This window comes from Paenibacillus sp. P13VS (assembly GCF_015143645.1).
GTDB classification, from domain to species: domain Bacteria; phylum Bacillota; class Bacilli; order Paenibacillales; family Paenibacillaceae; genus Paenibacillus; species Paenibacillus xylanilyticus_A.
This window is the reverse complement of the sequence record NZ_WYEV01000022.1, coordinates 13431-36704: the sequence shown is the minus strand read 5'-3', so window position 1 is coordinate 36704 and position 23274 is coordinate 13431. Positions and strand designations below refer to the sequence as shown.

The following is a 23274-nucleotide window of genomic DNA, read 5'->3' as shown; positions in this document are numbered from 1 at the left end:
AATACTACAACACGAAACGAATGAAAGCAAAATTTAAAATGAGCCCGGTAGAATACCGAACTCATTTTAATCAAGCTGCCTAATGAAATAACCGTGTCTAACTTTTAGGGGTCACTTCATCCCTTGATGGGATCAGCCCTGTTTTTTGTTTTTGTTTTACCGCTATATGTTGCACCATTCTCAATGGTGATGATGTGCGTGCGCATCAGGTGCGTCACCTTTAACCGTGCATAATACTGAACTGTCGTGAAGGTGGTTCTCGGACTCCACTTGCAAGGTGACATGCTTGATATCTTTGTGCTCCAGCATATGTTCGATCTTCTGCACAAGCGTTTCAGCTTCATAGATGGTCAATGTTCCATCGACCACAATATGAGCGGTCAGTGCATTCAGGTTACTAGTAATGGACCATACATGCACATCGTGAACGCCATGGACACCGTCTACTTTTTTAATCGTTTGCACGAGGTCATTAACATCCACATTCGCCGGGGTGCCTTCCATCAAAATATGCAGGGAAGACTTCGTTACGAAGAATCCGCTTCGCAAAACCAGCACGGCTACGATTACACTTGCGAGTGGATCTGCCCAGCCCCAGCCGAAGAACATCATCAACAGTGCTGCCGCAATAGCCCCGATGGACCCAAGCATATCGCTGATGACATGCAGGTAGGCACCTCGCATATTGAGGTTATTCTCCGTGTCGCTGCCGCGCATCATGATCCAGGCAACGAGAATGTTCACGAGTAATCCAACGATGCTGATGATCAGCATGCCGAACGTGGCCACTTCCGGTGGATGGATGAAGCGGCCGATTGCTTCGTAAAAGATGTACAGGGAGATGGCGATTAAGGTGACTCCGTTTAAGGTAGCAGCCAAAATCTCAAATCGTCTATATCCGTAGGTTTTGCCAGTATTCACTGCCTTTTCCCCAAAGGTAAACGCCAGTAAAGCGATCCCCAGAGCGACTGCGTCTGACAGCATATGTCCTGCATCGGAGATGAGGGCCAGACTGTTGGTCACAAAGCCGCCTACAGCTTCTACGATCATATAGAGCGTAATGATAATGAAGGAAAACAGCAGTACTTTCTTGTTGTTGGGATGTGCATGTTGGTGTCCATGGTCGTGATTGTGGTGATGTCCGGACATACGAGATCCTCTCCTTTGGAGCATGGCTCCGTTATGTAATAATGATAATTGCTATTGTGACTTAGGATATCCCTTGCATGAATCTAATTAATCAAATGAATATATGAGCGAACGTTCATATGTTATGGTTTTATTATAGATGTGCCTAATAATAGTGTCAACCAGATTCAACAAAATATAAACACGAAAAGCATTGCTTCCAGTGGTGTGCTGGCGAACGACTTGGCTTTTGTGCTACCATCTGTGCAGGATCCATGTGCGGAAGTACTCGTAACAAAATTCAAACATTGGATATGATCATTATACATTCAACTTAGAAATAGAGGGGCGGACAACGATATGAAACACCTGCTTCTGGCGGATGATGACGCCAACATTAGGGCACTCCTTCGGCATGTCATGACCAAAGAGGGGTATCAGGTGCATGAAGCACAGGATGGGATGGAAGCGGTCAAGCTGATCAAAGAAACACCGATTGATCTGGCGATCCTGGACGTGATGATGCCAGGCATGGACGGACTGGAGCTATGTGATTTCATCCGGCAGCAGTATGACATACCGATTGTGCTGCTAACGGCAAGGGACCAGCTATCCGACAAGAGGGAGGGCTATCTGAAAGGCACGGATGAATATGTGACGAAGCCGTTCGAACCCGAAGAGTTGATTTACAGGGTTAAGGCCCTGTTTCGCCGTTATCACCGCACGTCAAGTGATATCATTCGCATGAATCGCATTATAATTGACCGGAACAACGTGGAGGTATCTGATGGTCAATCCATTCTGTTTTTGCCCATGAAGGAGTTCGAGCTGCTCTCCCAGCTGGCACAATATCCAGGTCGTTTATTCTCGCGAGATGAATTAATTAGACTTGTCTGGGGCCCAGATTACGAAGGAGATGACCGTACGGTGGATGTGCACATCAAGCGGTTACGCGATCGGTTTGCTGATTATACAGATGACTTTGTCATTCATACGGTAAGGGGGATCGGTTACAAGATGGAGGTGAAAACCCGGTGAGGACCTTGTATGTTCGAGTCTTCCTCATTACGATAGCTGTCATTGTGGTCAGCGGCATGCTCGGTTTTCTTTTATCCAATATCTATTATCATGCGAAGCTTAAGTCCTTCAATGACGAGAAGCTGGTCGGCATCGCCATGGAAATGAAGCAGTTTGTGGAGCGGGAGCCAGACATGATGCAGCCGTATCTGGACAATGCCGCAGCTCTCGGTTACGAGATCTATGTGACAGATGGCAAGGGGAATGATGAATTCTACGGTAGCGAGTTCCGCGAGAAGGATCTGGACAAGCGAGCTGTAGATAGGGTGCTTGACGGGGAGGTCTACCATGGTGTTGCCCAGTTTCCAAGCAAACCTTTCATCACGGGTTTCTTTGACAATCAGCTAAGCAATACCGTTGGTGTTCCACTTCAGATCGGAAATACAAGCTATGGCCTGTTTATGCGCCCGGACGTCATTTTGCAATTTGGCGAACTGCGTATCTTTTTTGCGCTGATTGGAGCACTTACAGTAGGTATTAGCATTTTGATCTTTCTCATCAGTACGCGCTACTTGGTCAATCCAATTGAACGTCTGTCGGAGGCGACCAAGCGTATTGTACAGGGGAACTATAATCTGAAATTGCCCACGAAGAGGCGGGATGAGATTGGCCAACTGGCTCAGCACTTTATGACGATGAGTCGTGAGCTGGAGCGGGTAGATCAGGCTCGTCAACAGTTTGTATCGAACGTTTCGCATGAGATTCAATCGCCACTAACCTCGATTCAGGGTTTTGCCCAACTGCTCTCCAATCGGGATCTTCCTGAACAGGAGAGGGAGCACTATGCATCCATTATTGAAGAAGAGAGCCGCCATCTCTCGTTGCTCAGCAAACAGCTGCTTCTGCTGTCATCCCTCGAACAAGGCCAAGAGGATTTGACGAAAGAAGAATTCTCTCTGCGCGATCAATTCCGTCAAGCCGTTCAGGTGCTGCAATGGCAGCTGGAAGATAAGGAGCTGCTGCTCCGGATATCGGTACCCGAAGCCATCCGGCTGGTTGGTAATGAAGTACTGCTCATGCAGGTATGGATGAATCTGCTGGGTAATGCAGTGAATCATCTTCCGCAAGGAAGAAGCATTGAGATCCGAGCAGAGCAGACCGATACACATTGCGTAATCCAAATTCGGGATACAGGAGACGGGATTGCGGCGGAGCATTTGCCATTCCTGTTCGATCGTTTCTATAGGGTGGACCGTGCACGGGAGCGTTCTTCCGGTCGGACCGGGCTTGGGCTTGCCATTGTGCAGAAAATTGTCCGGATTCATGACGGTACAATTGAAGTCTCCAGTTCGTCCGAAGGTACAACCTTCACTGTGACTCTTCCGCAGATGTAATCTGTTATTCATTTGCCGTTCATTTTCACCTCCTATACTTGGTTTATCAAGAGGAGGTCAGAGATATGTACTTGGCTATTAGAGAGATGAGGTTTGCCAAAGGGCGGTATGCGTTAATTGCTACCATTATGGTACTGGTTTCATTTTTGGTACTGTTTGTTACAGGTCTTGCGCAGGGGCTGGCGTATGACAACGCCGCGTCGATCAAAAATATGGCAGCAACCCATTTCGTTCTCGAACAGGATTCTAATCATCGTTTTACCCGGTCACAGGTGAATCAGGATCAGCTTGAACAGTCACGCTCGGTGGTAGGGCAAGATAACGCAGAGCCGCTGGGTGTGAAAATGACAACCGTTAGCCCGGCTGACGACACCAAGAAAATAGATGTCACTCTGTTTATGGTGAACCCGGAAGGCTGGCTAGCACCAACCGTCACTGAAGGAGTTCCGATTGCGGAGCAGAAGGACGGACAGGTTGTAGTGGATCAAAAGCTGTCAGAGTCCGGCGTGACCATTGGAACGGTTCTGGTGGATCAAGCGTCGGGGATGGAGTGGACAGTCGGTGGATTTGTGCAAAATGAGTCCTTTAGCCACTCGCCGGTCGTTTTCCTGAATGAACAGGAATGGCTTGCATTGCAAGGAAGTTCGCGTACCACTCCAGATACAGCAGGCAACAATGCTTCGTCATACAATGCCATTGCCATTAAGGATGCTGATGAGAAGGTTGACAGCCTGAGTGCTGCACTGCCGAATGCGGAAGTGATTACGAAATCCGAGGCAGTATCGGCCATTCCTGGCTATAAGGAAGAGCAGGGCTCGCTGCTCATGATGATCGCCTTTTTATTTGTCATCTCGGCGTTTGTACTCGCCGTATTTTTCTACGTCATCACTTTTCAGAAAACGAGTCAATTTGGCATTTTGAAAGCCATCGGAACGCGCAATGCGTATCTGGCTGGCAGTGTGTCATTACAAGTATTACTTCTGTCCGTCGGCAGTTTGGTGATCAGTGTGCTGCTGGTCCGACTGTTTGAGTCCATCCTGCCAGCTTCGATGCCGTTTCAATTAGGCTTGTCCACCCTGGTACTGACCTGCATTTTATTTGTAATCATGTCTATGGCAGGTTCGTTGTTCTCGGTCTGGAAGGTTACCAAAATTGATGCGCTTGATGCGATTGGGAGGACAGCAGCATGAGAAACCGATTGGTATTGCAGGGAATTACACAGACCTTTGAGGATGGCGGGGTCAAACGTACGATACTGGATAAGCTGGATCTTGAAGTTGCGGAAGGCGAACTTGTTGCGGTCATGGGTCCTTCCGGTTCAGGCAAAAGTACATTTCTGTCCATTGCAGGTGCACTTCTTGAACCAACGGAGGGGCAGGTTCTGCTCGATGGTGTATCGATCATGGGCAAAAATAGGCAGGACATTTCCGATGTGAGGCTTGAACAGCTCGGTTTTATTTTTCAAAGCGCCAACCTTATTCCTTATCTGAAAGTCGAAGAGCAGCTGATGGTCGTTGCGAAGCTTGCCGGAACGGACAAAAACAAGGCCGGGAAGCGAGTGGATGAGCTGCTTCATACGGTAGGCTTATCTCACCGTCGTAAAGCATATGCCGAGAAGCTGTCTGGCGGGGAACGTCAGCGGGTTGCGATTGCCCGGGCATTGATGAATGATCCGGCTGTGCTGCTGGCGGACGAACCGACAGCCAGTCTGGATGCAGATCGGGGGCTTGATATTGTTGGCATGATTGCGAAGCTGGTTGCAGAGCAGGGCAAGAGTGCGGTAATGGTTACGCATGATGAGCGGGTTCTTCCGCTGTGTAATCGGGTTCTCTTTTTGGAAAACGGGAAACTGGTACACAAATAAGGCGCATGCGATGAGATCGTATTGTTCTCTGAATCTATGATGAGAAGGTCACCTATTCCATGAGGGAAGGTGGCCTTTTTTCTATCCTTTCATCTATAATTGAAGAAAGAATGAAGTGGAAGATTTTACTTTATCTAGAGAAGGGCTGATGCTTGATGCAAAGCTTAAATATTGAACATTTTCCGGCACTGAGTACCTCTATTCATTGGGGGACGGTGACCGCTGAGTTCAGATTAAACGATATCGTGGATGAGGCGCTGGTGAGCAACGTGAGCATTATCCCGTTTGTCGGGAAGCAGTGCGTGGTGTTTCAACTGGATAATGGCAAATGGGAGCTGCCGGGAGGAACATTGGAACCTGGAGAGATATATTCAGAAGCATTGAAGCGTGAAGTGATGGAAGAGTTGGGTGCGGAGCTGCAGTCGTATCGAATATTCGGTCAATTCTATTGCACATCTGGCGCCACTGAGCCGTATCGACCACATATTCCACATCCTCATTTTGTGAGAGTCATTGGATACGGAGATGTTGAGCTTGTGGGTAAGCCGCTGAATCCGGTGGATGGAGAGCAGGTTGTTGCCGTAGAGATTGTAGAGATTGCTGAAGCCATTCGGAGATTTCAGGAGCAGAATAGACATGATATTGCGGAGATGTATCAATTGGCTTATGTACTGAGGGAAGAAGATAAACGTAAGAAACAGAGATGATGTCGAAGTTCCACAAACCTAATTTAATTCTAACGGAGGTCAACATGATTCGGGAACAGATCGATAAGATGTTAGATGTTTTGCCTGAAAGTGAACTGAATGTGGCGTACTCGCGGGTCGAGCTTGTATATCGTAAATATATGTTTGAGCAAAATCTGGAGAATAAGAGCGTTCAGGTGACGGAGCTGTGTGAGGAATCGGGGGGCATTACTCGGCAGTGGGATGAGGCGTTTGCCGGGAATCTGGATGACGAGGCAAAAGAAGCGATCTACTACAGCGAATATAAATGGCATATGTTTAGTTATAAGAAACAAGCGTGTTTAACGGGCAACTCAGCACGAGATGCGTTTGATGCCGAGCTTAAAAATGACTTATATGTCATGTACCAACATACGCCGTTCATCCAGGTCTATGAGAATGCGATGGCAGTCGTTGCAGCGGACTTTGATTCTAAACAAGATATCTATATCTTTGACCAGGAGTTTACCTGGACCTATGTACATACGCATGAAGACATGTGTGGGCCTTATTTTTATAAAATTAGTCCATTAAAGTAACATTACTCAGCAGAATGGATTAGTCGGTGTTGAATTACTTACTGATAATCTACTAAAGTCAGGAGGAGAGATCTCATATGACAAACGACAAAGGAATACGAAGAACATGTGAACATGGACATTCGTATTACAAAAAAAGTGACTGCCCAACTTGTCCGATCTGCGAATCTGAACGTCCTAAAGAAGGATTTCTTGCCTTATTGTCTGCACCTGCCAGACGTGCCTTAGAAAATGAGGGAATTACAACGTTGGCTGAACTTTCGAGATATACCGAGAAAGAAATCCTGAAGCTTCATGGTATAGGCCCATCTGCATTACCCAAACTTAGACAAGCACTTGAGGAAGAGGGTCTGTCCTTTGCGAAATAACCCTCTCCACTCCAATGACCACTAATCCAGACGGGAAACCAATTCGTCGATCGTTAACTGGTACAATACATTTCCTTCACTAAGGAGCAGTCGCTGCTCGCGAAAATCCTGCCGTGCCTGCTTCAATGGTTTATTGGCTTCGTTGACCAATTCGATCTTTTGCCCCTTTGTCAGTCGTCCTGGCTTATCCATTTTTTTGAGAACAAACGTCCCGTGTTTACCGTATCCGGCATCGAACAAGAAGTGATAACCATCCGTACTGAATCCGGAAGATCCGGATATACTCGGTTTCACAAACGTGACCTTGGAATCCAATGTACCCCCTGAGATACAAGCCAGTTCGAAATCGGTGTAATAATAAAACCAGACCTGATCCTCATTCACGACATTAAGTGCGTAACAGTCGGCGATATCAGCTGCGCGGTTTTCATAGAGTTTATTACCTTGCTCATCCCAGGCCAGCAGACCGCAGGAACCAATCGGATCGCTCCATCCGTAATTGCCGAATACACCTTCATCAAAGTAACTGGTCCAGATCGTTCCATTCGCTGTCACCTGAACATTCTGAATCCCGTCCCCTAACAGAAAATCCCGAATCGGACTCCCATTCATATCACACACTCTGGCATTCAGGTCATACTGATCATTGCCGTAGTAGGTACAGCGTGCACCGACAAGCAAAAGGTGATCATGCAGCGGCTGTACATAATGATAATTGTAGGTTTGTCCCCAGATTACAACCTCTTCTACGTGTTGCTCAGATACAATCAGAACTTTGTAAGTGTAGGTTTGATTTAAATGGGTCTGAACGAACATGTTCCGTTCTCTCTCGGGCACTTGATTTATTAACAGAACGTACACCTTCCCATCTGCACCCCACTGCGTGGAAACGATCTTGAAACCACCCATATATGCTGAGAGGTCAGCAAAAGGCATTAGTTTTATGTTTCGTTTGGACATATCCTTGTCCTCCTTCATTCCGTTATGCAGAGTCTGCATCTGCACTTGATGAAGTAAAGTATGACGTACAAATGAAGGGCTGAACATGGCAGAAGTATAGCGATGAGGTCTTCTTTTGCCTCTAAAATGTGGATTAATGCATGGTTGATATACTGTATCAGTTTATTTTCACTCGTAGTATAATAAGGATTTATATCAAATTTTTATGATATACAAGAATGAGAGTGACAAGACTAGGCGTATAAAGAGAGACGCGAAGTCTACATAGAATTTCGAGAAGAAGTATACAAGGGAAGGGGCTAAGTTGAAGGCGTAGAACTTGTAGTGAACTTCAGGGAAGTCCAGAGCTTGGGGCCAACGAGGGAAAGTAATCTGGCGAAATATTTTAACGTGAACAGGTTAAGGAGGGATAGCCTTGAAGATCTTTCTAGTAAGACACGGCGCGGATGACGAAGGGTATCGAGGTGGATGGAGCCAGCGAGGGCTTACGGAACAAGGGATTAGTCAATCAGAACAACTAGGTAATTATCTGCAGCATCATGCCGAGCAGTATGATATCCATACGATTATAAGTAGTGATCTTCCTCGTGCAGTACAGACGGCAAGGGAGGTTGAGCAGAAATTAAATATTCCGAGCAGCTTTGTGAAAGATTGGCGAGAGATGAATAATGGTTATTTGGCGGGCATGCTCCATGAGGAGGCAGAAAAGAATTACCCAGGAGTTTATTTCAATGCTCTTGAGATGGATTCTCCTTTTCCAGGAGGAGAAAGTCCACGGAATTTTTATAACAGAATATGTGCCTCTTTCGATACACTCTGCAGAGACATGGAAGAGCAAAAGATAAAGTCCAACGTTCTGTTGATTACGCACGGCGGAGTGATTAATATCCTCTGTTATTTGCTCGATAAGCGGGAGTGGAGCAATAAATCCAGCTTTCATCCGATCGATCATACCAGTATGCACACGATTGAGAAGAGTGATAACGGTTGGATATTGAGCAGCATGAATGTGGTGAGCCATTTGGTTTGGTTAAGCGGAGGAGAATTCATAGGTGGAGACAAATGATAGTTGAAGTCATAGTAGAAAGGGATCAATTTTGTTGAAAAAAAGAATTGCAAATGTAGTCTTGGTTATTTCTATAGTCGTGTATTTATATTATTTATGTATCATGCTGTTTAATCCGCCCACAGATTTTTCGGATATTGCACAATTGAAAATAAGGTCATCTGTATCAGCAGGAATTATGGCGATTGCTGCATTTATTAGGGTGAATATTAAGAGTAAGAAGTAGCTACTCTCTAGTTAACTAGAAGGTCGATTAAGCTAAAGCCCTAACAGAACGTATTTATAGGTTGGACAAATCTGCCGTCTTAGTTATGACCGTATTCTATTATATGCATTCTAAAAATCTCTGTTTCCAGTACATTACAATTGCGCTACAATGGAATGAATTGGAAGGTAGGAGTGATCAAATGAGTGCTGAATCGAGTGAGTTGTTGCGGAATTTGCATGCATTGTCTGGCCCTTTCCCTCCTTGGGACATCCTTCATTTGCCGGAGCGTCCTGGGGAGTTGTTTCTGGACTGGCTGCAAGTGGCGATTAAGGCCAACGTGAAGGAACCTCATGCCATGACAATTTCAACGGTGGATCAAGATGGTTATCCGGATGCGCGAGTATTGATTTTGAAAAATTGTCATTGATGAGGCGTTTTACTTTGCATCCAGTTCCGAGAGTCGGAAAGGAAGGCAGTTGGAGGATAACCCGCACGTGGCACTGACATTTTATTGGCCTGCGCTCGGGAGACAGGTTCGTATAAGGGGTACAGCCGCGGATATGGGAAATGAAGCAGGAGCAGATGACTTCCGGAAACGCTCGGCTGGAGCCAGAGCGGTTGCCATGACAGGGCGCCAGAGTCAGGAATTGGAGAGTGAGGAAGTATTAGATAGCTCTATTGAAGCTCAAAAGGAACGGATTCAAAGTGACCCGGATGTTGTTTCGTCCCATTGGCGGTTATATGCTGTGAATGCTCGAGAAGTTGAGTTTTGGCAGGGAGATTCGGGGCGTAAGCATACACGAATTCGGTATGAGCTGCAAGACGGGCAGTGGAAGCAGCACAGATTGTGGCCATGATACTTATATTGAAAGAACGTAGATGATAACCGAACTTTAGTATGTTTCTTTAATCCAATATTCTAGGGAGAGACGTGTATGAATACGATTGAAAGCTATTTTGACCCATTTCCCATTTTGGAAACGGAACGAACCTTGCTTCGTCCTCTCACCTACGATGATCTGGACGATATGTACAGCTATTGCTCGGTTCCTGCCGTTGCTGAATTCACCACGTGGGAAGCTCATCAGAGCAAGGAGGATACCAAAGGTTTTATCGATTTTGTCATGAACCGTTATGAGGCGGACAAGCTCGGGCCATGGGGGATTGAGGATAAACAGACCAAAAGGCTGATTGGCAGCTGCAATTATTTAGGCTGTGACAGCAACAGTATGAGAGTAGAATTGGGCTATGTGTTGTCCGACCAGTATTGGAATAAGGGCATCATGACAGAAGTGGTAAGCAAGATCATCCAATTTGGATTCGAGGAAGTAGGATTGGAGCGAATTCAAGCCAGATGTATGGTGGATAATACAGGTTCGGCCAAGGTGATGGAGAAGGTAGGCATGAAATTTGAGGGTTTTTGAGAAATTACATGAAGGTAAAGAATGAGCTTCGGGACTTGAAGATGTACTCTATAATTAGATCTGATTAATAGGAGTGACCTTTAGAGTACTGAGGTTAGGGCGATGTATCTATTTAGTAATATTTTTATTAGCACGGTATGTGATAGTTACAAGATTCTGCAGATAAAAATTTTCCTGAAGGGCGGTATTGTTAAATGGGAAGAAAATATCCAGAACGTGTCACAGCATCTATGTTGAGAGTTAACCATGATAATGAAACATTACTAATAAGACATAATACATCTGTTCACTTTGGTGAATCTACTGACCAATTAGGTATGGTTATAATGACAAACCCAGGAAGTTTTGAACTAAAAACAACGACGCCAGAATGGACTTCTTTTAAAAACGGCACAAGCCTGTCGGATACATTTGAGGTAGATGATTACGCAGACTTGACTATGCGAAACATAATTAAGGCAATCAAATGTAGTTATGAGGACCAATCCATGATCAGTGGTATTTTACGTGTTTACAACCTTTCTAATATTCGACAACCTGTTGGACTAAAAGCAGAAGTATATCATAATCGAGCAAAACAAGTCATATCAAGTGAATTAATGGCATTACTTGAAGACCCAATAACTCATTCTGAAGATTCATTTTTGGCAGAATGCAACAAGTCACGGTTTGTAATAATGGGATTTGTAGATAAAGTATTTGAAGATAAGATGTCCAAAGTCATCAACTGGTCGGAGTCTGTTAAAGATCGTAGAGTATGTGCTGTTGATAAGAAGGGACGCTTTTCACATCCGCGAAGGTGGATAACAGAACCTTTTTTGATGAATGAGGCAATTAAATCTCTGAAATCAGTAACGAGCAAATCTTAGTTGATTCTGACCATATTAATGATAGCAATTAGCGCAGTAGAGTTGCATATTACTTAATTATCACTTAGGTAATAAGGAGGTAACAAGGATGGCAATCATCGGGCAGTATATCGCGGTATCTCAAGCGGAGATCCTGGAGCTCTCATTTTATATGATCTAATCCACAGTACATACGAACCTGACCCACTCCCGATGATTTCGGAGAAGTGGGTTTTATTTTTTTTTTTTTTTTAAACATATTCAGCGTACATAATGTCATATCCGAACCCTGTATGCTTCCGCTATAATCTCCAGGTTGTAACTACATGGGATGAGGGAACCAGGAGGTATATGGAATTGACTGCAAAAAACAGATATAAATCACTCGAGCTGGAAACACCCGGTGTATACGAGCTGGAGGGGCTGGAAGTCGGGGTGACTTCCAATTGCAATTTCAAGTGTGACTATTGCTGTGCCTATAATCGGGACGATGGACAATGTATTGATGCACAGGAAGTGATTCGGATCATCGGAGAGCTTCCGAGGTTGAAACGTGTGCGTTTATCCGGGGGAGAAGTGACCCTCAAGTATCAGGATTGTCTGGATATTGTAAAGTATTGTGCAGCTCATGGAATCGATACGCAATTGAATACAAACGCCAGTTTACTGACGGAAGAGCGAATTCATGCGCTGCGTGATGCAGGGTTGTCCAATATTCATATTTCGTTCAACTATACCGATGCGAATGCCTATTCCGCCTATTATCGTGTTCATCCCCGCATGTATGAGAGGCTGGAGCGGAATATCCGGTTGTGTACAGAAGCTGGACTGGAGACGGTGCTGGAAACCCTGCTGTTTGAGGGAACACAAGCGAATATGCTGGCCATTAGCCAAAAGGTCTATGATCTGGGTGTGCGGATTCACGAGATTCAGAACAGTATCATGATGCCGCACAGCGATTGGAGCAGCATTGTTTCCAGGGAATCACTTGTTCGATCTGTAAAAGAGTTGATTGAACACAAGCAGGAAGACACCACCTTATACTTCACCTGCATGGATCGTTTTGCTGATTTGTTGGGGCTACACGAGCAGCCAGGCGTGTATTTCTCTAATTGTGTGGACGGAACGAAGCAGCTGCATTTGCATGGCAATGGAGACATTCTCATCTGTGAGCTGTGTCATCCGGTCGTCATCGGCAACATCTACCATGGCACATCCTTAAAAGAAATTTACGCCAAGCAGCCGCCCGCATTAGCGGATTTTCTGAAGAAGCGGCCATGTCCTGCGTATGATGCACTATTTGCAGGTGAGTAAGTGAAGATAGGAGATGAATGTATCGGTTCTCATAATTGAAAGGAGTCTGATCACATTCTTGTTTATGCCAACCATATGTTGAAGTCATTCATAAATGTATCTATTTGTTTGAAGGTTATCTACCCCCTGAAAGGGAGGAGGTGACCTTCTTTTTTTGCCTTTGAATAGGTTTCAGATTCATTTAAGCTATCCCGCCTATCATGGCCTTAAGAACTTAGATGATGAAGAGGTGGCTTCAATGATGAGAATGTATGATAAACCCAATCCGAATGATCCACATAGAAAAGCAATCCCGAATAAAAGGCGTAAATGGCTGATTGCCACGCTTGTCGTTATCCTTGGAATCGGCGGAATTGTCTACAGTCTGGCTGACCGTTACCTGATTCGGCATGTGGAAGTCGTCGTGGCGGATGACAACGCTTCGGCCACTAGCAGCAGTGCAAATGATGCGTCAAACGCAGCCGCAGAGGTCAATGCTACCTCAGACGACTGGAACTATTCCAGTGACGATATGCAGGTGAGCATCGAGAAGGTGCAGACCGGCTCCGGTGCAGATCAGATTACGTATTACGTTGCAGATGTGCAGATGACGGACGCAAGCAGTCTGAAATCGGCTTTGGCGGATAATAGCTTCGGCACCAACATTACGGAGAACACCTCAGAGATTGCAGCAGCGAACAACGCGATTTTCGCCATTAATGGTGATTACTATGGTTTTCGTAGTGATGGCGTAATTATTCGGAACGGTACGGTATACCGGGATGATCCGGTTCGTGATGCGATGGCGCTGTTTGCTGACGGGACGATGAAGACGTATAACGAAACGGAAGTTTCCTCTTCGGAGCTGCTGGCCGAAGGTGCAACCAATACGCTGTCGTTTGGACCCATTTTGATTCAGGACGGGGAGATCGTAAGTGATTTTAGCAGTGTCAAAATCGATAACAACTTCGGCAATCGTTCCATTCAGGATGCGAATCCGAGAACGGCGATCGGCATGATTGCTCCGAATCATTATGTATTTGTTGTCGTCGACGGACGGCAGGATGACAGCCGGGGAATGACGCTGGCAGAGCTCGCGGATGTAATGAAGGGCCTGGGAGCAACAGAGGCCTATAACCTGGACGGCGGTGGTTCATCCACCATGTATTTCATGGGCAGAGTCGTGAATAATCCTCTGGGCAGAAATCAGGAACGCGGCGTAAGTGACATCCTTTACCTCAAGGAGGGACAATGATCATGACTATATTAATTCCATCCTACGAACCGGACGTGCGTTTATTAAATCTAATTTTGCAATTGCAGACGTTCCAACTGAGGCCGATTGTGATTGTGGATGATGGCAGCGGGCAGGAATTCCGAGGGATTTTTGAGACGGCTAAGGCGTATGGATGCACCGTGCTGACTCATCCGGTGAATCTCGGCAAGGGACGAGCACTGAAGACAGGATTCCAGTACATCAAGGAATTCGGACCACAAGGTGGGATCGTCTGTGCAGACAGTGACGGCCAGCATCTGCCGCATGATATCCGGCGTATCTTCGATGTACTGCTGGAGCAAACCGCACCTGGCATTGTACTCGGAAGCCGCCGCTTCAGCGGCACGATTCCTGCACGCAGTCGTTTCGGTAATACCGTCACACGAGCGGTCTTCTCTTTCACAACGGGGACCAAAGTATATGACACACAGACCGGTCTGCGTGGTTTTCCCTATTCAATGCTGGACTGGTTATGTGAGATCCCGGGTGATCGTTTTGAGTATGAGATGAACATGTTATTAACTGCACGCAAAGAGGGATACGAAATCACCGAGGAGTTTATTGACACCGTATATCTGGATCATAACAAATCTTCTCATTTTCGCCCGCTGGTAGACTCGTTCCGCATTTATATGCCGATTCTCATGTTCAGTACATCATCGGTACTGTCCGCGCTGATCGATTTTGGACTGCTGTTCGTTATTCAGTACTTCACGCATAATCTATTTCTGTCGGTCGTTGCAGCGAGATTATGCAGCTCCATCTTCAACTATACGATCAATCGGAAATATGTATTTTCAGCCGGGAAAACGTCCAAGGTGCGCCAGTCATTACCGAAATACTTTTCACTGGTCATTCTGGTACTGCTATTAAATTACGGACTGCTATATTTCTATAACGAAAAATTGATTATCCCGCTGATCGCGGCCAAGGTATTGACGGAGGTGTCCATCTTTTTGTTCAGTTATTGGGCACAGCGCAAATTTGTCTATTAACAACGAGAGAGTGAGTGTAGAGCTTGCTCTCTTTTTTCAATCAAAACCGATTCAATAGAATATCCTTCGCTTCTTGGTTAACAAAAAAGGTCGAGAACAGGGTGAACATACCCTTGTTCTCGACCTTTTAAACTCAAAGGAGGACGAGCGTTACATCAGCCTTTTAATCTCATCCTTCAGGATTTCGGACTGGGTGCCGAAGATGACCTGCACAGCTCCGCCACCGAGCCTCATGACGCCGGAAGCGCCAAGCTGTTTGAGCGCCTGGTCGTTGACCGCTTTGTCGTCCCTAACAACTAGCCGGAGGCGAGTGATGCAGGCGTCGATGCTCTCGATATTGTCTGCGCCACCGATTTCCGCGAGCACTTTGCCAGCCTTGGTGTCGGCAGACGCCGCTGCCACGGCGGAAGCATTAGTGGGTGTATCGGAATCATTAGCGTCATCCTCGCGTCCCGGCGTTTTCAGGTTAAACTTGAGAATCATGAACCGGAAAAGGAAATAATAGACGACCGCAAATGCGAGACCGACCGGGATCAAGAGCAGCGGATTGGTCGACAGCTTCATGTTTACGAGGTAATCGATCAGACCTGCCGAGAAGGCGAAGCCAAGCTTAACATCCAGCAGATACATGATCAAGGCCGCTGCACCGGTAAGAATAGCATGTACCACGTACAGCAGAGGGGCCGCAAACATGAAGGAGAACTCGAGCGGCTCGGTAATACCCGTTAAGAATGAAGCCACCGCTGCGCCGATAAAGATCGAAGCGACCATTTTGCGCTTTTCAGGCCGGGCTGTATGGATCAAGGCAAGCGCCGCCGCCGGAAGAGCGAACATCATAATCGGGAAGAAGCCAGACATGAACATGCCTGCCGTAGGGTCTCCGTTGAAGAAGCGGGTCAGGTCGCCGTGCACGACTTCCCCGGCTGCATTGGTATAATCTCCGATCTGGAACCAGGCAATGGAGTTGAGGACATGATGCAGGCCAAGCGGGATAAGCAGGCGGTTGGCGATCATGAATATCATGGAGCCAACGCCGCCAAAGTCTACAATCCAGGCGCCGAAAGCGCCGATGGCATCCTGAATCGGGCTCCAGATCATGCCGAACAGGATGGCCAACACCAGCATGGAGCCGGCGGTGACCATCGGCACAAAGCGTTTGCCGGAGAAGAAGCCGAGCCAGTCAGGCAGCTTGATATTATGGTATTTTTTGTACATATAGGCTGCAAGCAGTCCGGCAAATATCCCGCCCAATACGCCCATATCCAGCTTGACATCGTCAGGGATATAGCCGAATACACCTGGAACGGCTCCCAGAATCCGCGTCAGCACCATATAGGCGATTAGGGCTGAAAGTGCGGCGACCGCATCCCCCGCCAGTCCGATTGCCACCCCAATGGCGAAGATGAGCGCAAGATTGCCGAATATTGCACCCGCTCCCTCATTCAGGAATGGCACTACATAGTGATTAAGGAATCCCCCGATCACGGGACCGAGCGGAATGTCCGTTTCATAATTAAGAAGACCGAGACCTTGAAGAATTCCCGCCGCAGGCAGGGTTGCTACTGGAAGCATCAAGGATCTTCCCAGCTTTTGCAGTGCTTTCAGCATATGGTTCTTCCTTTCTTTTTTTGATTTAGGTTACTTGGTCAAGCTGACCTTCATGATCGTGCCCATGCCTGCTTCTACGCTGCCATACTCTGGGTGCGACTCCCACGGCTGTTCTGCCGCATTCGCAACGATGACAGGGGTAATGACCGGATAACCGGCCGAAGCGATCGCATTCAGGTCAAATTCAATCAGGGTCTGACCGACAGCGACCTGATCCCCGGTCTGCACTCGGGGTGTGAAGCCATGTCCTTTCAGGCTGACAGTATTCATACCGATGTGCAGCAGCAGCTGCAGCCCGGAAGTGTGCTCAATCATTACGGCATGGTGCGATTTGATCAGGTGCACCACAGTTCCGTCGATAGGGGCAACCAGCCTGCCCTCCTGGGGAATCACTGCAACTCCCGGTCCCATAAGTCCTTGCGCGAACGCTTCGTCAGGCACTTCTTCCAAACGGACACAGGTTCCGGTGAGTGGGGAGGCGACGGATATCGTTTCAGATATTTTGGCGGATTTGTTGTTTTTCCATTTCCAGATCATTGTGTGTTGTCCTTTCTGTTGTTGGTTCTGGCATGGCTTTGAAAAAGCCGATATAAATGCATGGCGAGAAAAGCCGTTTCTTCATCAGGTACCTCTGTCCCCAAATCCTCGGCCATTACAGCACTCAGTTTTCTGGCCAGCTGGTATTCGGACGCATATTCGTTTTTCACATATTGTGCGAAGGTGGGAGCCGTCATCGGCTGCTGATACAGGCGTTCCATGGAGAAGCGCAGGTGTATCATGAGTCTTGCCTGGCTAAGGCTGCCCTGGTCAAATCGAACGCCACCTTCCTCTTCAATAATGGACTGAAGCTTGCTGATCACATTGGATACCTTAACCAGCTGTCCGACAGGGACGTGATTTACGGAGGAGTACACATGGTATGTCAGGAACCCGGCCTCATCCTCCGGTACCTCTACACCAAAGGCCTCTCCGATCATGGCCGCTGCTTCCGAGGCGAGTTCGAATTCTTTCGGAAAACTGAGCTTTGTCTCCGTAAGGAAAGGATTCAGAATCTCCATCCCGTTGCGGATACGATACAAGGTGAACTGAATATGACTCGGAAGAGCAAGGTAGATCTTGTCATTCAGCTTGCCGGGAAATTGATCAGCAATGAGACGGATAATCCGGTCAGAGATGTCGATGACATTGGGGTCCAAGTCCTTCATCAGCTCCTGCGCCTGCCCCCATTCCTCCCGGTCTTCCAGCCGGAACCTTTTCTCAATCCGCGGATCATCGGCCTGGACGGTGCTTTCCGCCTTGAATGCAAATCCCAACCCTTTGCCGATCAGTACATACTCCTTGGCATTTTGGTGCGACCGGGCCAGAACAATATTGCTGCCGACGACCCGCTCTACCTGCAGCATCATTTCTTTACTCAGGGTTCACCGCCTCCTCGTTTCTAAAGTTAACGCTTTCAGACTCCCGGAACGCAAAAAGAGCCAAGAAGCGAAATTAGTCCTTGTTCGCTTCTTGGCTCATGCCCTCTGGGGTGGTAACACGCCAATTCATTTTATGTTTTTTATGCAGAACGTTCTTCCTACATAATATAGAACCTGATCTGCCACCGTCAACCATAATTTTGTCATCCGTTTGAACGTCGTTTAATATAGGGAATGTGTAAATGAAAAGGTACCTGCCGTATTGGATAAAAAAGGAGACATGATCACCTTTTAAGGTGAAATGAGCCCAATCTGTTGTTGAATGGGTTCGGGTAGATGGAGCCAAATCTAACAAGAATAGGAGTATGCTTATGTATCTTCGAAGTGTGGAGTTACTGTCCGATAAAGTGGGAAATCCGGATCAATATCCGTTTCATATACCTGCAATACAGTCCCTGCAGAGATTGGAATTCAGGAATAACATTACATTTTTTGTCGGCGAAAATGGATCGGGCAAATCCACCCTGCTGGAGGGAATCGCTCATCAATGCGGATTCAATACAGCAGGGGGCGGTAGGAATAACGTCTTTGAGATGCATGCTTCGCAATCATCGTTAGGGGAGTATCTGCGGCTGGCCTGGCTGCCCAAAATTTCGAACGGTTTCTTCATGCGATCGGAATCCTTCTATCAATTTGCATCCCATGTTGATGAGGTCGGTTCTCTTGAATACTATGGAGGACGCTCGCTGCATGAGCAATCCCATGGGGAGTCCTTTCTTAATCTGTTTGTGAACCGCTTCAGCTCGAAAGGCATCTACCTGCTGGATGAACCCGAAGCCGCATTGTCTCCTGCCAGACAGCTTTCCTTGCTGCGCATTCTTCATGACCTTTCCGGGACATCCCAATTCATTATTGCAACGCATTCCCCCATTTTACTGGGCTATCCCGATGCCGACATATTGAATTTTGATGATAGCTGCATTCAGGAAATGGCCTATGAAGATACGGAGCATTATCAGATCACGCGAAGCTTTTTGGAGAATCGGCATCGTATGCTGGACGAGCTGTTTAAGGACTGACTTTGGTTTGGGTACTATCAAAAAAAGTGGAGGGATGACATGCATAAGTCTGTTGCCATTATTTCAGATGTTCATAGTAATCACTTGGCATTAGAGGCCGTGTTACAAGATATTGCTGCCCGCAACATAGACCTTATCGTCAATTTGGGGGATAGCCTGTTTGGCCCGGTTGATCCGCTTGCGACAGCGCGATTATTAATGGATCAGGAGAATATCGTTCATGTAATGGGGAATTGTGACGAGGTGCTTTTGCACAAAGAAAGCTCATCGGAAACCTTTCAATTTGTAAAACCCCTTCTTGATCAGGGAATTGAACATTGGATCAGATCATTCCATCGTACGTGGGCATACGAAGAGTTATTATTTTGCCACGGTACACCGTGGCAGCATGATCAGTATTTGCTGGAAGAAGTAACGGCGGGAGGGGTTCGGTACAAGGATACGGTTCAATTGGCTAACGAACTTCTGGATGTACCGCAGCGTTATATTTTTTGCGGACACAGTCATGTGACTCAATTGAAATATTTGCCGACAAACAAGGTAATCGTGAACGTAGGCAGTGTCGGTTTGCCTGCTTATCATGATGATTTGCCCTATCCGCATGTCATGGAATCCAACTCGCCTCACGCGGACTATGCGATTGCTTATCGTAATGCGCAGGGGAACTGGAACATGGAACATGTCATGGTTGAATATGATTGGGAGAGGGCCAGTTTCATAGCTCAAACCAATGGCCGAGAGGATTATGCTGTTGCAATCAGGACAGGAAGAATGGCGTGAAACTGGATATAGGACAGGTATTTGAATGATTTTGTAGAGGCGTTTTGGAACTAGGAGGAGAGTTAATCATGAGTTTCAAATTGGTATTGCTGGACCAACTGACTGCCTGTCATCATGACAAGAGCTGGTTTATACCGCTGGATGAGATGTTACGTGATGTAACCGCTGCTCAGGCTGCATGGACGAATGATGAAGGTCAATCCATCTGGAGATTGGTGCATCATCTGATATTCTGGAATGAGCGATGGCTGGATCGTTTTATCCAAGGTGAAGTAAGAATGGATCATCATATAGATAATGATGAAACGTTCTATGTGGACCCTTCCCGCGTTAGCGAAGAGGAGTGGCAGAAGAGTGTTGAACGAGTCGGATCTACGTTTGTTCAATGGATTCAGGCCGTACAAAAAAGTGATGATGCAAAACTGGCACTGACCATCCCTTCCTATTTCAATGCTCCGTGGTGGAATGTGATATCGAATGTGTGCATTCACAATGCGTATCATATCGGGCAGATTATGATGTTGAAAAAGAAAGTCATAGCCTCAGCATAACAATAAGCTGCAGCAGATATAGAGGAGTACCGCCTGCAATAATCGAATACATATATTGGGAGAATTCTTTATTTAGAAGCACCAATAAGGCAGTATATCAAAATTTCAAGGAGTGTTCGGATGAAAATAGGTTTTCTAATCGTGGATATGCAAGAGAGTATTGTGCGAGGTCGAGTCGAACAAAAAGGGTTAGACCACGCTTGTGAGTATATCAACCACGTTGCAGATGTGCTTCGTTCAAATGATCATGTGGTGGTTCATGTGCAAGACGTCGAAGGGTTGGAAGGATCATCTCCGGAGGAATATCGGATTATTTCCGAGGTGAATGTCAATGAGAAGGATCTCACCGTTACCAAAGAAAGCTCCAATGCCTTCTGGCAGACAGAGCTGGAGTCTATACTGAAGAGTCATGGTGTTGAGCTCGTGATCATCTCCGGTTTTGCCGCAGAGGAATGTGTTCTATTCACTTATAATGGAGCGATGGAGCGAGGATTCAGACCCGTTATGCTGCAAAATGGGATTCTCAGCACACATCAGGAAGCGGTGACTTCTACCTACAGAGATCGGAATGTGATCTCATATCCTGTGGTAGACTATCTCATCAAATAAACGAGAATATCCATGGATGCGACGAGGTCGTATCCATTTTTGCCATACCTGGCTGATCCGTCAGACAGGACTACAAGTTTAAAGAAGGAGCAGTGGAGATGACAAGTCGAATTGTGGTTACAGGCGGGGCCATTATCAGAGATGACCATGGGAGAATTCTGCTGCAGCGTAGATCCGATTACGGAGACTGGGGATTGCCTGGTGGCGGTATGGAGCCCGGAGAGCGTATCGAAGAAACCATGATCAGAGAAGTGAAGGAAGAGACTGGCCTGGATGTGATTTCGTATGAACTGGCTTCCATCTACACGGGTGAGAGAATGAAGTATACCTATCCGGATGGCAATGAGGTCGTATTTGTCATGTTTCTGTTTAACGTCAGAGTTAATTTAGACGGAAAACTAGCTGAGGATGGACGAACACTATATTTTGAGGACGAGAATAAAGAGTCGTTGCAATTAACGTTTACAAGTTTGGATGAAATCGAGATCGATATGATTAATAAGGTGCAGAGGCCGACTATTATAGATCTGATTCAAGAGAAGCAGGGGATTCTGCGTTAAGGAAAACAAATACCAGAATGGAGTGATACGTATGCCTTGGCCCATGGTACATTTTGCGGTTGCATCTGAAATCAGTTCTAATCCATCCCCGGAATTCTTGCTGGGAAGTCTGGCTCCTGATTCAATTCACGTGAGAAGTGATGTGCGCAGTGAGAAGGCAAAAACACATCTAATGATCGAAGAAGGCAGATTCGCAACAGATGAAGAGCTTCGGACGTTTTGGGAGTCCCATAGGCAGCAGGCGGAACTTGATCCTGCATTCTGGCAGTATTTGTGCGGATACATCGCCCATATTTATACGGACCGTGTGTGGACCTTTGATATCTACCCTGCATATGAAGAACATCCTAATGGCAGGAAGCGGTATACGCAGGAGGTAACGAAGCTGGAATTTATGATTTTGCGTAATCGTTCTGGGTCTCATGAGCTGCTGAATAAACTGAATGCGGGTAAGGCCTATGATTTGGGTGGTTTGCTTGAACAAGAGGTAGTTCAGTACAGGAAAGTGAAGGTGGATTTCTTGAATAATCCTGCGCATGAGCCCGCGGAAGATTTGAGTATTTTATCTATGGACGTTCTGGAACATTTCATTCATACAACTGCTCTAAGACTAAAACAATTGTTTGCGGAATGGAACGTATTTGAAGATTTACACACCAAAACCTCAAGCTAGGGAGTGCTTTGTTGAAGGTATATAAGAAAGAAGTCCGTAAAATGACGGTCAATGAGGTTTTATTCCTCTATGTTGTGGATGAGCAAGCCTACGATATAATTATCCGTATATATTCGAATGCGTTCAAATCTACCTTCGTAGAGTTTGTGGTCCCTTGGGAAGATACAAGGGATATTTTACTCTATGAGCCCAAGCTGATTTCCAAACTCGTTCAATATGCGATAAACCAAGGATGGGACTTCCATCAGAAAAATAATCAAATGAAATTCGACAACGCGACACGTATCATAAGAGTATTGATGGCAGAGTAGAGTAGAACCATTAGGAAAGTGCTGCGCTACATAAAAAATGAGGTGACTGCTTATGCACCAAGTTATTCGCCTTACGGAATATCACGAGAGATATGATGAGGCATTAGCCAATTTTTCACTGACCGGAGAGCAGTTCTCGTTTACTGCATTACCTGCAGAAGTGATCGAGGAGGCCATCTCCAACCCGGATAAGGTTCCCATTGTGATTTTAAAAGAGGAAACACCGGTGGGCTTCTTTATTTTACATAAAAAATCGGAATACACCGAAGGAAAGAAATATTCGAATGCAATCTTAATAAGAGCATTATCCATTACGTTGGAACATCAGGGGAGAGGGTATGCACGGGCTGCCATGCAGGCCATTGGTCCATTTCTTCAGCAGATTGAGCCAGGGACGAAGGAAGTCATCCTTGCTGTAAATGAACAGAATGTGGCAGCACAGAGCCTGTATTTGAAGGTGGGTTTTCGTGACACGGGCATTCGCAGGATAGGAGCACATGGTCTTCAGTTCGTTTTTCATAAACGAATGGATTGACCATAGCCATGCCGAAAAGTATATGAATCATTAGAGGAAAAGAGA

Annotated in this window: 29 protein-coding genes; 24 read left to right on the top strand and 5 right to left on the bottom strand. The window is 46.4% G+C overall.

Going from position 1 to position 23274, the window contains the following annotated elements; all coding sequences use genetic code 11:
• Positions 1-83 (top strand): IS3 family transposase (locus GUA98_RS28705; RefSeq protein ID WP_193724603.1); only part of this gene is annotated, 83 nt, incomplete at its 5' end.
• 97 nt (positions 84-180) lie between these two features.
• On the opposite strand, the gene GUA98_RS28700 is transcribed toward GUA98_RS28705, so the two are convergent.
• Positions 181-1149, bottom strand: a complete 969-nt coding sequence (locus GUA98_RS28700) for a cation diffusion facilitator family transporter (RefSeq protein WP_153977547.1) — start codon at positions 1147-1149, stop codon at positions 181-183.
• Between the two features lie 339 nt (positions 1150-1488).
• On the opposite strand from GUA98_RS28700, the gene GUA98_RS28695 reads away from it, so the two are divergent.
• From GUA98_RS28695 to GUA98_RS28665, 7 genes are all read left to right on the top strand, one after another.
• Entirely contained in the window at positions 1489-2166 is a 678-nt protein-coding gene (locus GUA98_RS28695) for a response regulator transcription factor (protein WP_193725156.1), read from the top strand.
• Positions 2163-3539, top strand: a complete 1377-nt coding sequence (locus GUA98_RS28690; protein WP_193725155.1) for an ATP-binding protein — start codon at positions 2163-2165, stop codon at positions 3537-3539. Before GUA98_RS28695 ends, GUA98_RS28690 begins: the two co-directional genes overlap by 4 nt.
• 65 nt (positions 3540-3604) lie before the next feature.
• Positions 3605-4729 carry an ABC transporter permease gene (locus GUA98_RS28685; RefSeq protein WP_193725154.1) on the top strand — a complete coding sequence of 375 codons (1125 nt, stop codon included), beginning with the start codon at positions 3605-3607 and terminating at the stop codon, positions 4727-4729.
• Positions 4726-5403 carry an ABC transporter ATP-binding protein gene (locus GUA98_RS28680; protein ID WP_193725153.1) on the top strand — a complete coding sequence of 226 codons (678 nt, stop codon included), beginning with the start codon at positions 4726-4728 and terminating at the stop codon, positions 5401-5403. The genes GUA98_RS28685 and GUA98_RS28680 overlap by 4 nt, the downstream gene beginning before the upstream one ends.
• A 155-nt stretch (positions 5404-5558) precedes the next feature.
• Entirely contained in the window at positions 5559-6110 is a 552-nt protein-coding gene (locus tag GUA98_RS28675; RefSeq protein ID WP_227780187.1) for an NUDIX hydrolase, read from the top strand.
• 44 nt (positions 6111-6154) lie between these two features.
• On the top strand, positions 6155-6667 hold the full coding sequence (locus tag GUA98_RS28670) for a DUF4275 family protein (protein WP_193725151.1): 513 nt from the start codon (positions 6155-6157) through the stop codon (positions 6665-6667).
• A gap of 77 nt (positions 6668-6744) precedes the next feature.
• Positions 6745-7035, top strand: a complete 291-nt coding sequence (locus tag GUA98_RS28665; RefSeq protein ID WP_193725150.1) for an RNA polymerase alpha subunit C-terminal domain-containing protein — start codon at positions 6745-6747, stop codon at positions 7033-7035.
• A 21-nt stretch (positions 7036-7056) separates the two neighbouring features.
• Here GUA98_RS28665 and GUA98_RS28660 read toward each other — a convergent pair whose 3' ends face one another.
• A complete protein-coding gene (locus GUA98_RS28660) occupies positions 7057-7995 on the bottom strand; it encodes a hypothetical protein (RefSeq protein ID WP_193725149.1) in 939 nt (312 codons plus the stop codon).
• A gap of 415 nt (positions 7996-8410) precedes the next feature.
• Here GUA98_RS28660 and GUA98_RS28655 point away from each other — a divergent pair, with 415 nt between their 5' ends.
• The 8 genes from GUA98_RS28655 to GUA98_RS28625 all read left to right on the top strand — a co-directional run bounded on the left by GUA98_RS28655 (position 8411) and on the right by GUA98_RS28625 (position 15105).
• A complete protein-coding gene (locus GUA98_RS28655) occupies positions 8411-9061 on the top strand; it encodes a histidine phosphatase family protein (RefSeq protein ID WP_153977557.1) in 651 nt (216 codons plus the stop codon).
• A gap of 407 nt (positions 9062-9468) precedes the next feature.
• A complete protein-coding gene (locus GUA98_RS30105; RefSeq protein ID WP_265333668.1) occupies positions 9469-9696 on the top strand; it encodes a pyridoxamine 5'-phosphate oxidase family protein in 228 nt (75 codons plus the stop codon).
• 49 nt (positions 9697-9745) lie between these two features.
• The gene (locus GUA98_RS30100) at positions 9746-10126 is read left to right on the top strand and encodes a pyridoxine 5'-phosphate oxidase C-terminal domain-containing protein (protein WP_265333667.1); all 381 of its coding nucleotides are present in this window, start codon (positions 9746-9748) and stop codon (positions 10124-10126) included.
• Positions 10127-10204: 78 nt separating this feature from the next.
• Positions 10205-10693 carry a GNAT family N-acetyltransferase gene (locus tag GUA98_RS28645; protein WP_227780184.1) on the top strand — a complete coding sequence of 163 codons (489 nt, stop codon included), beginning with the start codon at positions 10205-10207 and terminating at the stop codon, positions 10691-10693.
• A gap of 194 nt (positions 10694-10887) precedes the next feature.
• Positions 10888-11562 (top strand): hypothetical protein, encoded by a 675-nt coding sequence (locus GUA98_RS28640; protein ID WP_153977559.1) that lies wholly within the window; start codon positions 10888-10890, stop codon positions 11560-11562.
• Positions 11563-11898: 336 nt separating this feature from the next.
• On the top strand, positions 11899-12855 hold the full coding sequence (locus GUA98_RS28635) for a radical SAM protein (RefSeq protein ID WP_153977560.1): 957 nt from the start codon (positions 11899-11901) through the stop codon (positions 12853-12855).
• Positions 12856-13096: 241 nt separating this feature from the next.
• The gene (locus tag GUA98_RS28630; protein WP_227780183.1) at positions 13097-14089 is read left to right on the top strand and encodes a phosphodiester glycosidase family protein; all 993 of its coding nucleotides are present in this window, start codon (positions 13097-13099) and stop codon (positions 14087-14089) included.
• Positions 14090-14091: 2 nt separating this feature from the next.
• Positions 14092-15105: a bifunctional glycosyltransferase family 2/GtrA family protein gene (locus GUA98_RS28625; protein ID WP_193725148.1), complete on the top strand. Its 1014-nt coding sequence runs from the start codon at positions 14092-14094 to the stop codon at positions 15103-15105.
• A gap of 150 nt (positions 15106-15255) precedes the next feature.
• Here the strand turns inward: GUA98_RS28625 and GUA98_RS28620 are convergent, their stop codons facing one another.
• Genes GUA98_RS28620 through GUA98_RS28610 form a run of 3 tightly spaced genes read right to left on the bottom strand, consistent with a single transcriptional unit; the run spans position 15256 to position 18119 of the window.
• Positions 15256-16713 (bottom strand): PTS transporter subunit EIIC, encoded by a 1458-nt coding sequence (locus GUA98_RS28620; RefSeq protein ID WP_193725147.1) that lies wholly within the window; start codon positions 16711-16713, stop codon positions 15256-15258.
• A gap of 30 nt (positions 16714-16743) precedes the next feature.
• Entirely contained in the window at positions 16744-17250 is a 507-nt protein-coding gene (locus GUA98_RS28615) for a PTS glucose transporter subunit IIA (RefSeq protein ID WP_193725146.1), read from the bottom strand.
• Entirely contained in the window at positions 17247-18119 is an 873-nt protein-coding gene (locus GUA98_RS28610) for a PRD domain-containing protein (RefSeq protein WP_193725145.1), read from the bottom strand. The genes GUA98_RS28615 and GUA98_RS28610 overlap by 4 nt, the downstream gene beginning before the upstream one ends.
• Before the next feature lie 383 nt (positions 18120-18502).
• Between GUA98_RS28610 and GUA98_RS28605 the strand changes: the two genes are divergently transcribed.
• From GUA98_RS28605 to GUA98_RS28570, 8 genes are all read left to right on the top strand, one after another.
• Positions 18503-19210 carry an AAA family ATPase gene (locus tag GUA98_RS28605; protein ID WP_193725144.1) on the top strand — a complete coding sequence of 236 codons (708 nt, stop codon included), beginning with the start codon at positions 18503-18505 and terminating at the stop codon, positions 19208-19210.
• Positions 19211-19249: 39 nt separating this feature from the next.
• Positions 19250-19990: a metallophosphoesterase family protein gene (locus GUA98_RS28600; protein WP_193725143.1), complete on the top strand. Its 741-nt coding sequence runs from the start codon at positions 19250-19252 to the stop codon at positions 19988-19990.
• 68 nt (positions 19991-20058) lie between these two features.
• Positions 20059-20541 (top strand): DinB family protein, encoded by a 483-nt coding sequence (locus tag GUA98_RS28595; protein ID WP_193725142.1) that lies wholly within the window; start codon positions 20059-20061, stop codon positions 20539-20541.
• 120 nt (positions 20542-20661) lie between these two features.
• The gene (locus GUA98_RS28590) at positions 20662-21150 is read left to right on the top strand and encodes a cysteine hydrolase family protein (RefSeq protein ID WP_193725141.1); all 489 of its coding nucleotides are present in this window, start codon (positions 20662-20664) and stop codon (positions 21148-21150) included.
• 98 nt (positions 21151-21248) lie between these two features.
• Entirely contained in the window at positions 21249-21710 is a 462-nt protein-coding gene (locus GUA98_RS28585; RefSeq protein ID WP_193725140.1) for an NUDIX domain-containing protein, read from the top strand.
• 31 nt (positions 21711-21741) lie between these two features.
• Positions 21742-22383: a hypothetical protein gene (locus tag GUA98_RS28580; protein ID WP_193725139.1), complete on the top strand. Its 642-nt coding sequence runs from the start codon at positions 21742-21744 to the stop codon at positions 22381-22383.
• A gap of 11 nt (positions 22384-22394) precedes the next feature.
• Positions 22395-22694, top strand: coding sequence for a hypothetical protein (locus GUA98_RS28575; protein ID WP_153977570.1), 300 nt, complete (start codon positions 22395-22397; stop codon positions 22692-22694).
• Positions 22695-22746: 52 nt separating this feature from the next.
• Entirely contained in the window at positions 22747-23229 is a 483-nt protein-coding gene (locus GUA98_RS28570) for a GNAT family N-acetyltransferase (protein ID WP_193725138.1), read from the top strand.
• The last annotated feature ends 45 nt before the right edge of the window (positions 23230-23274 follow it).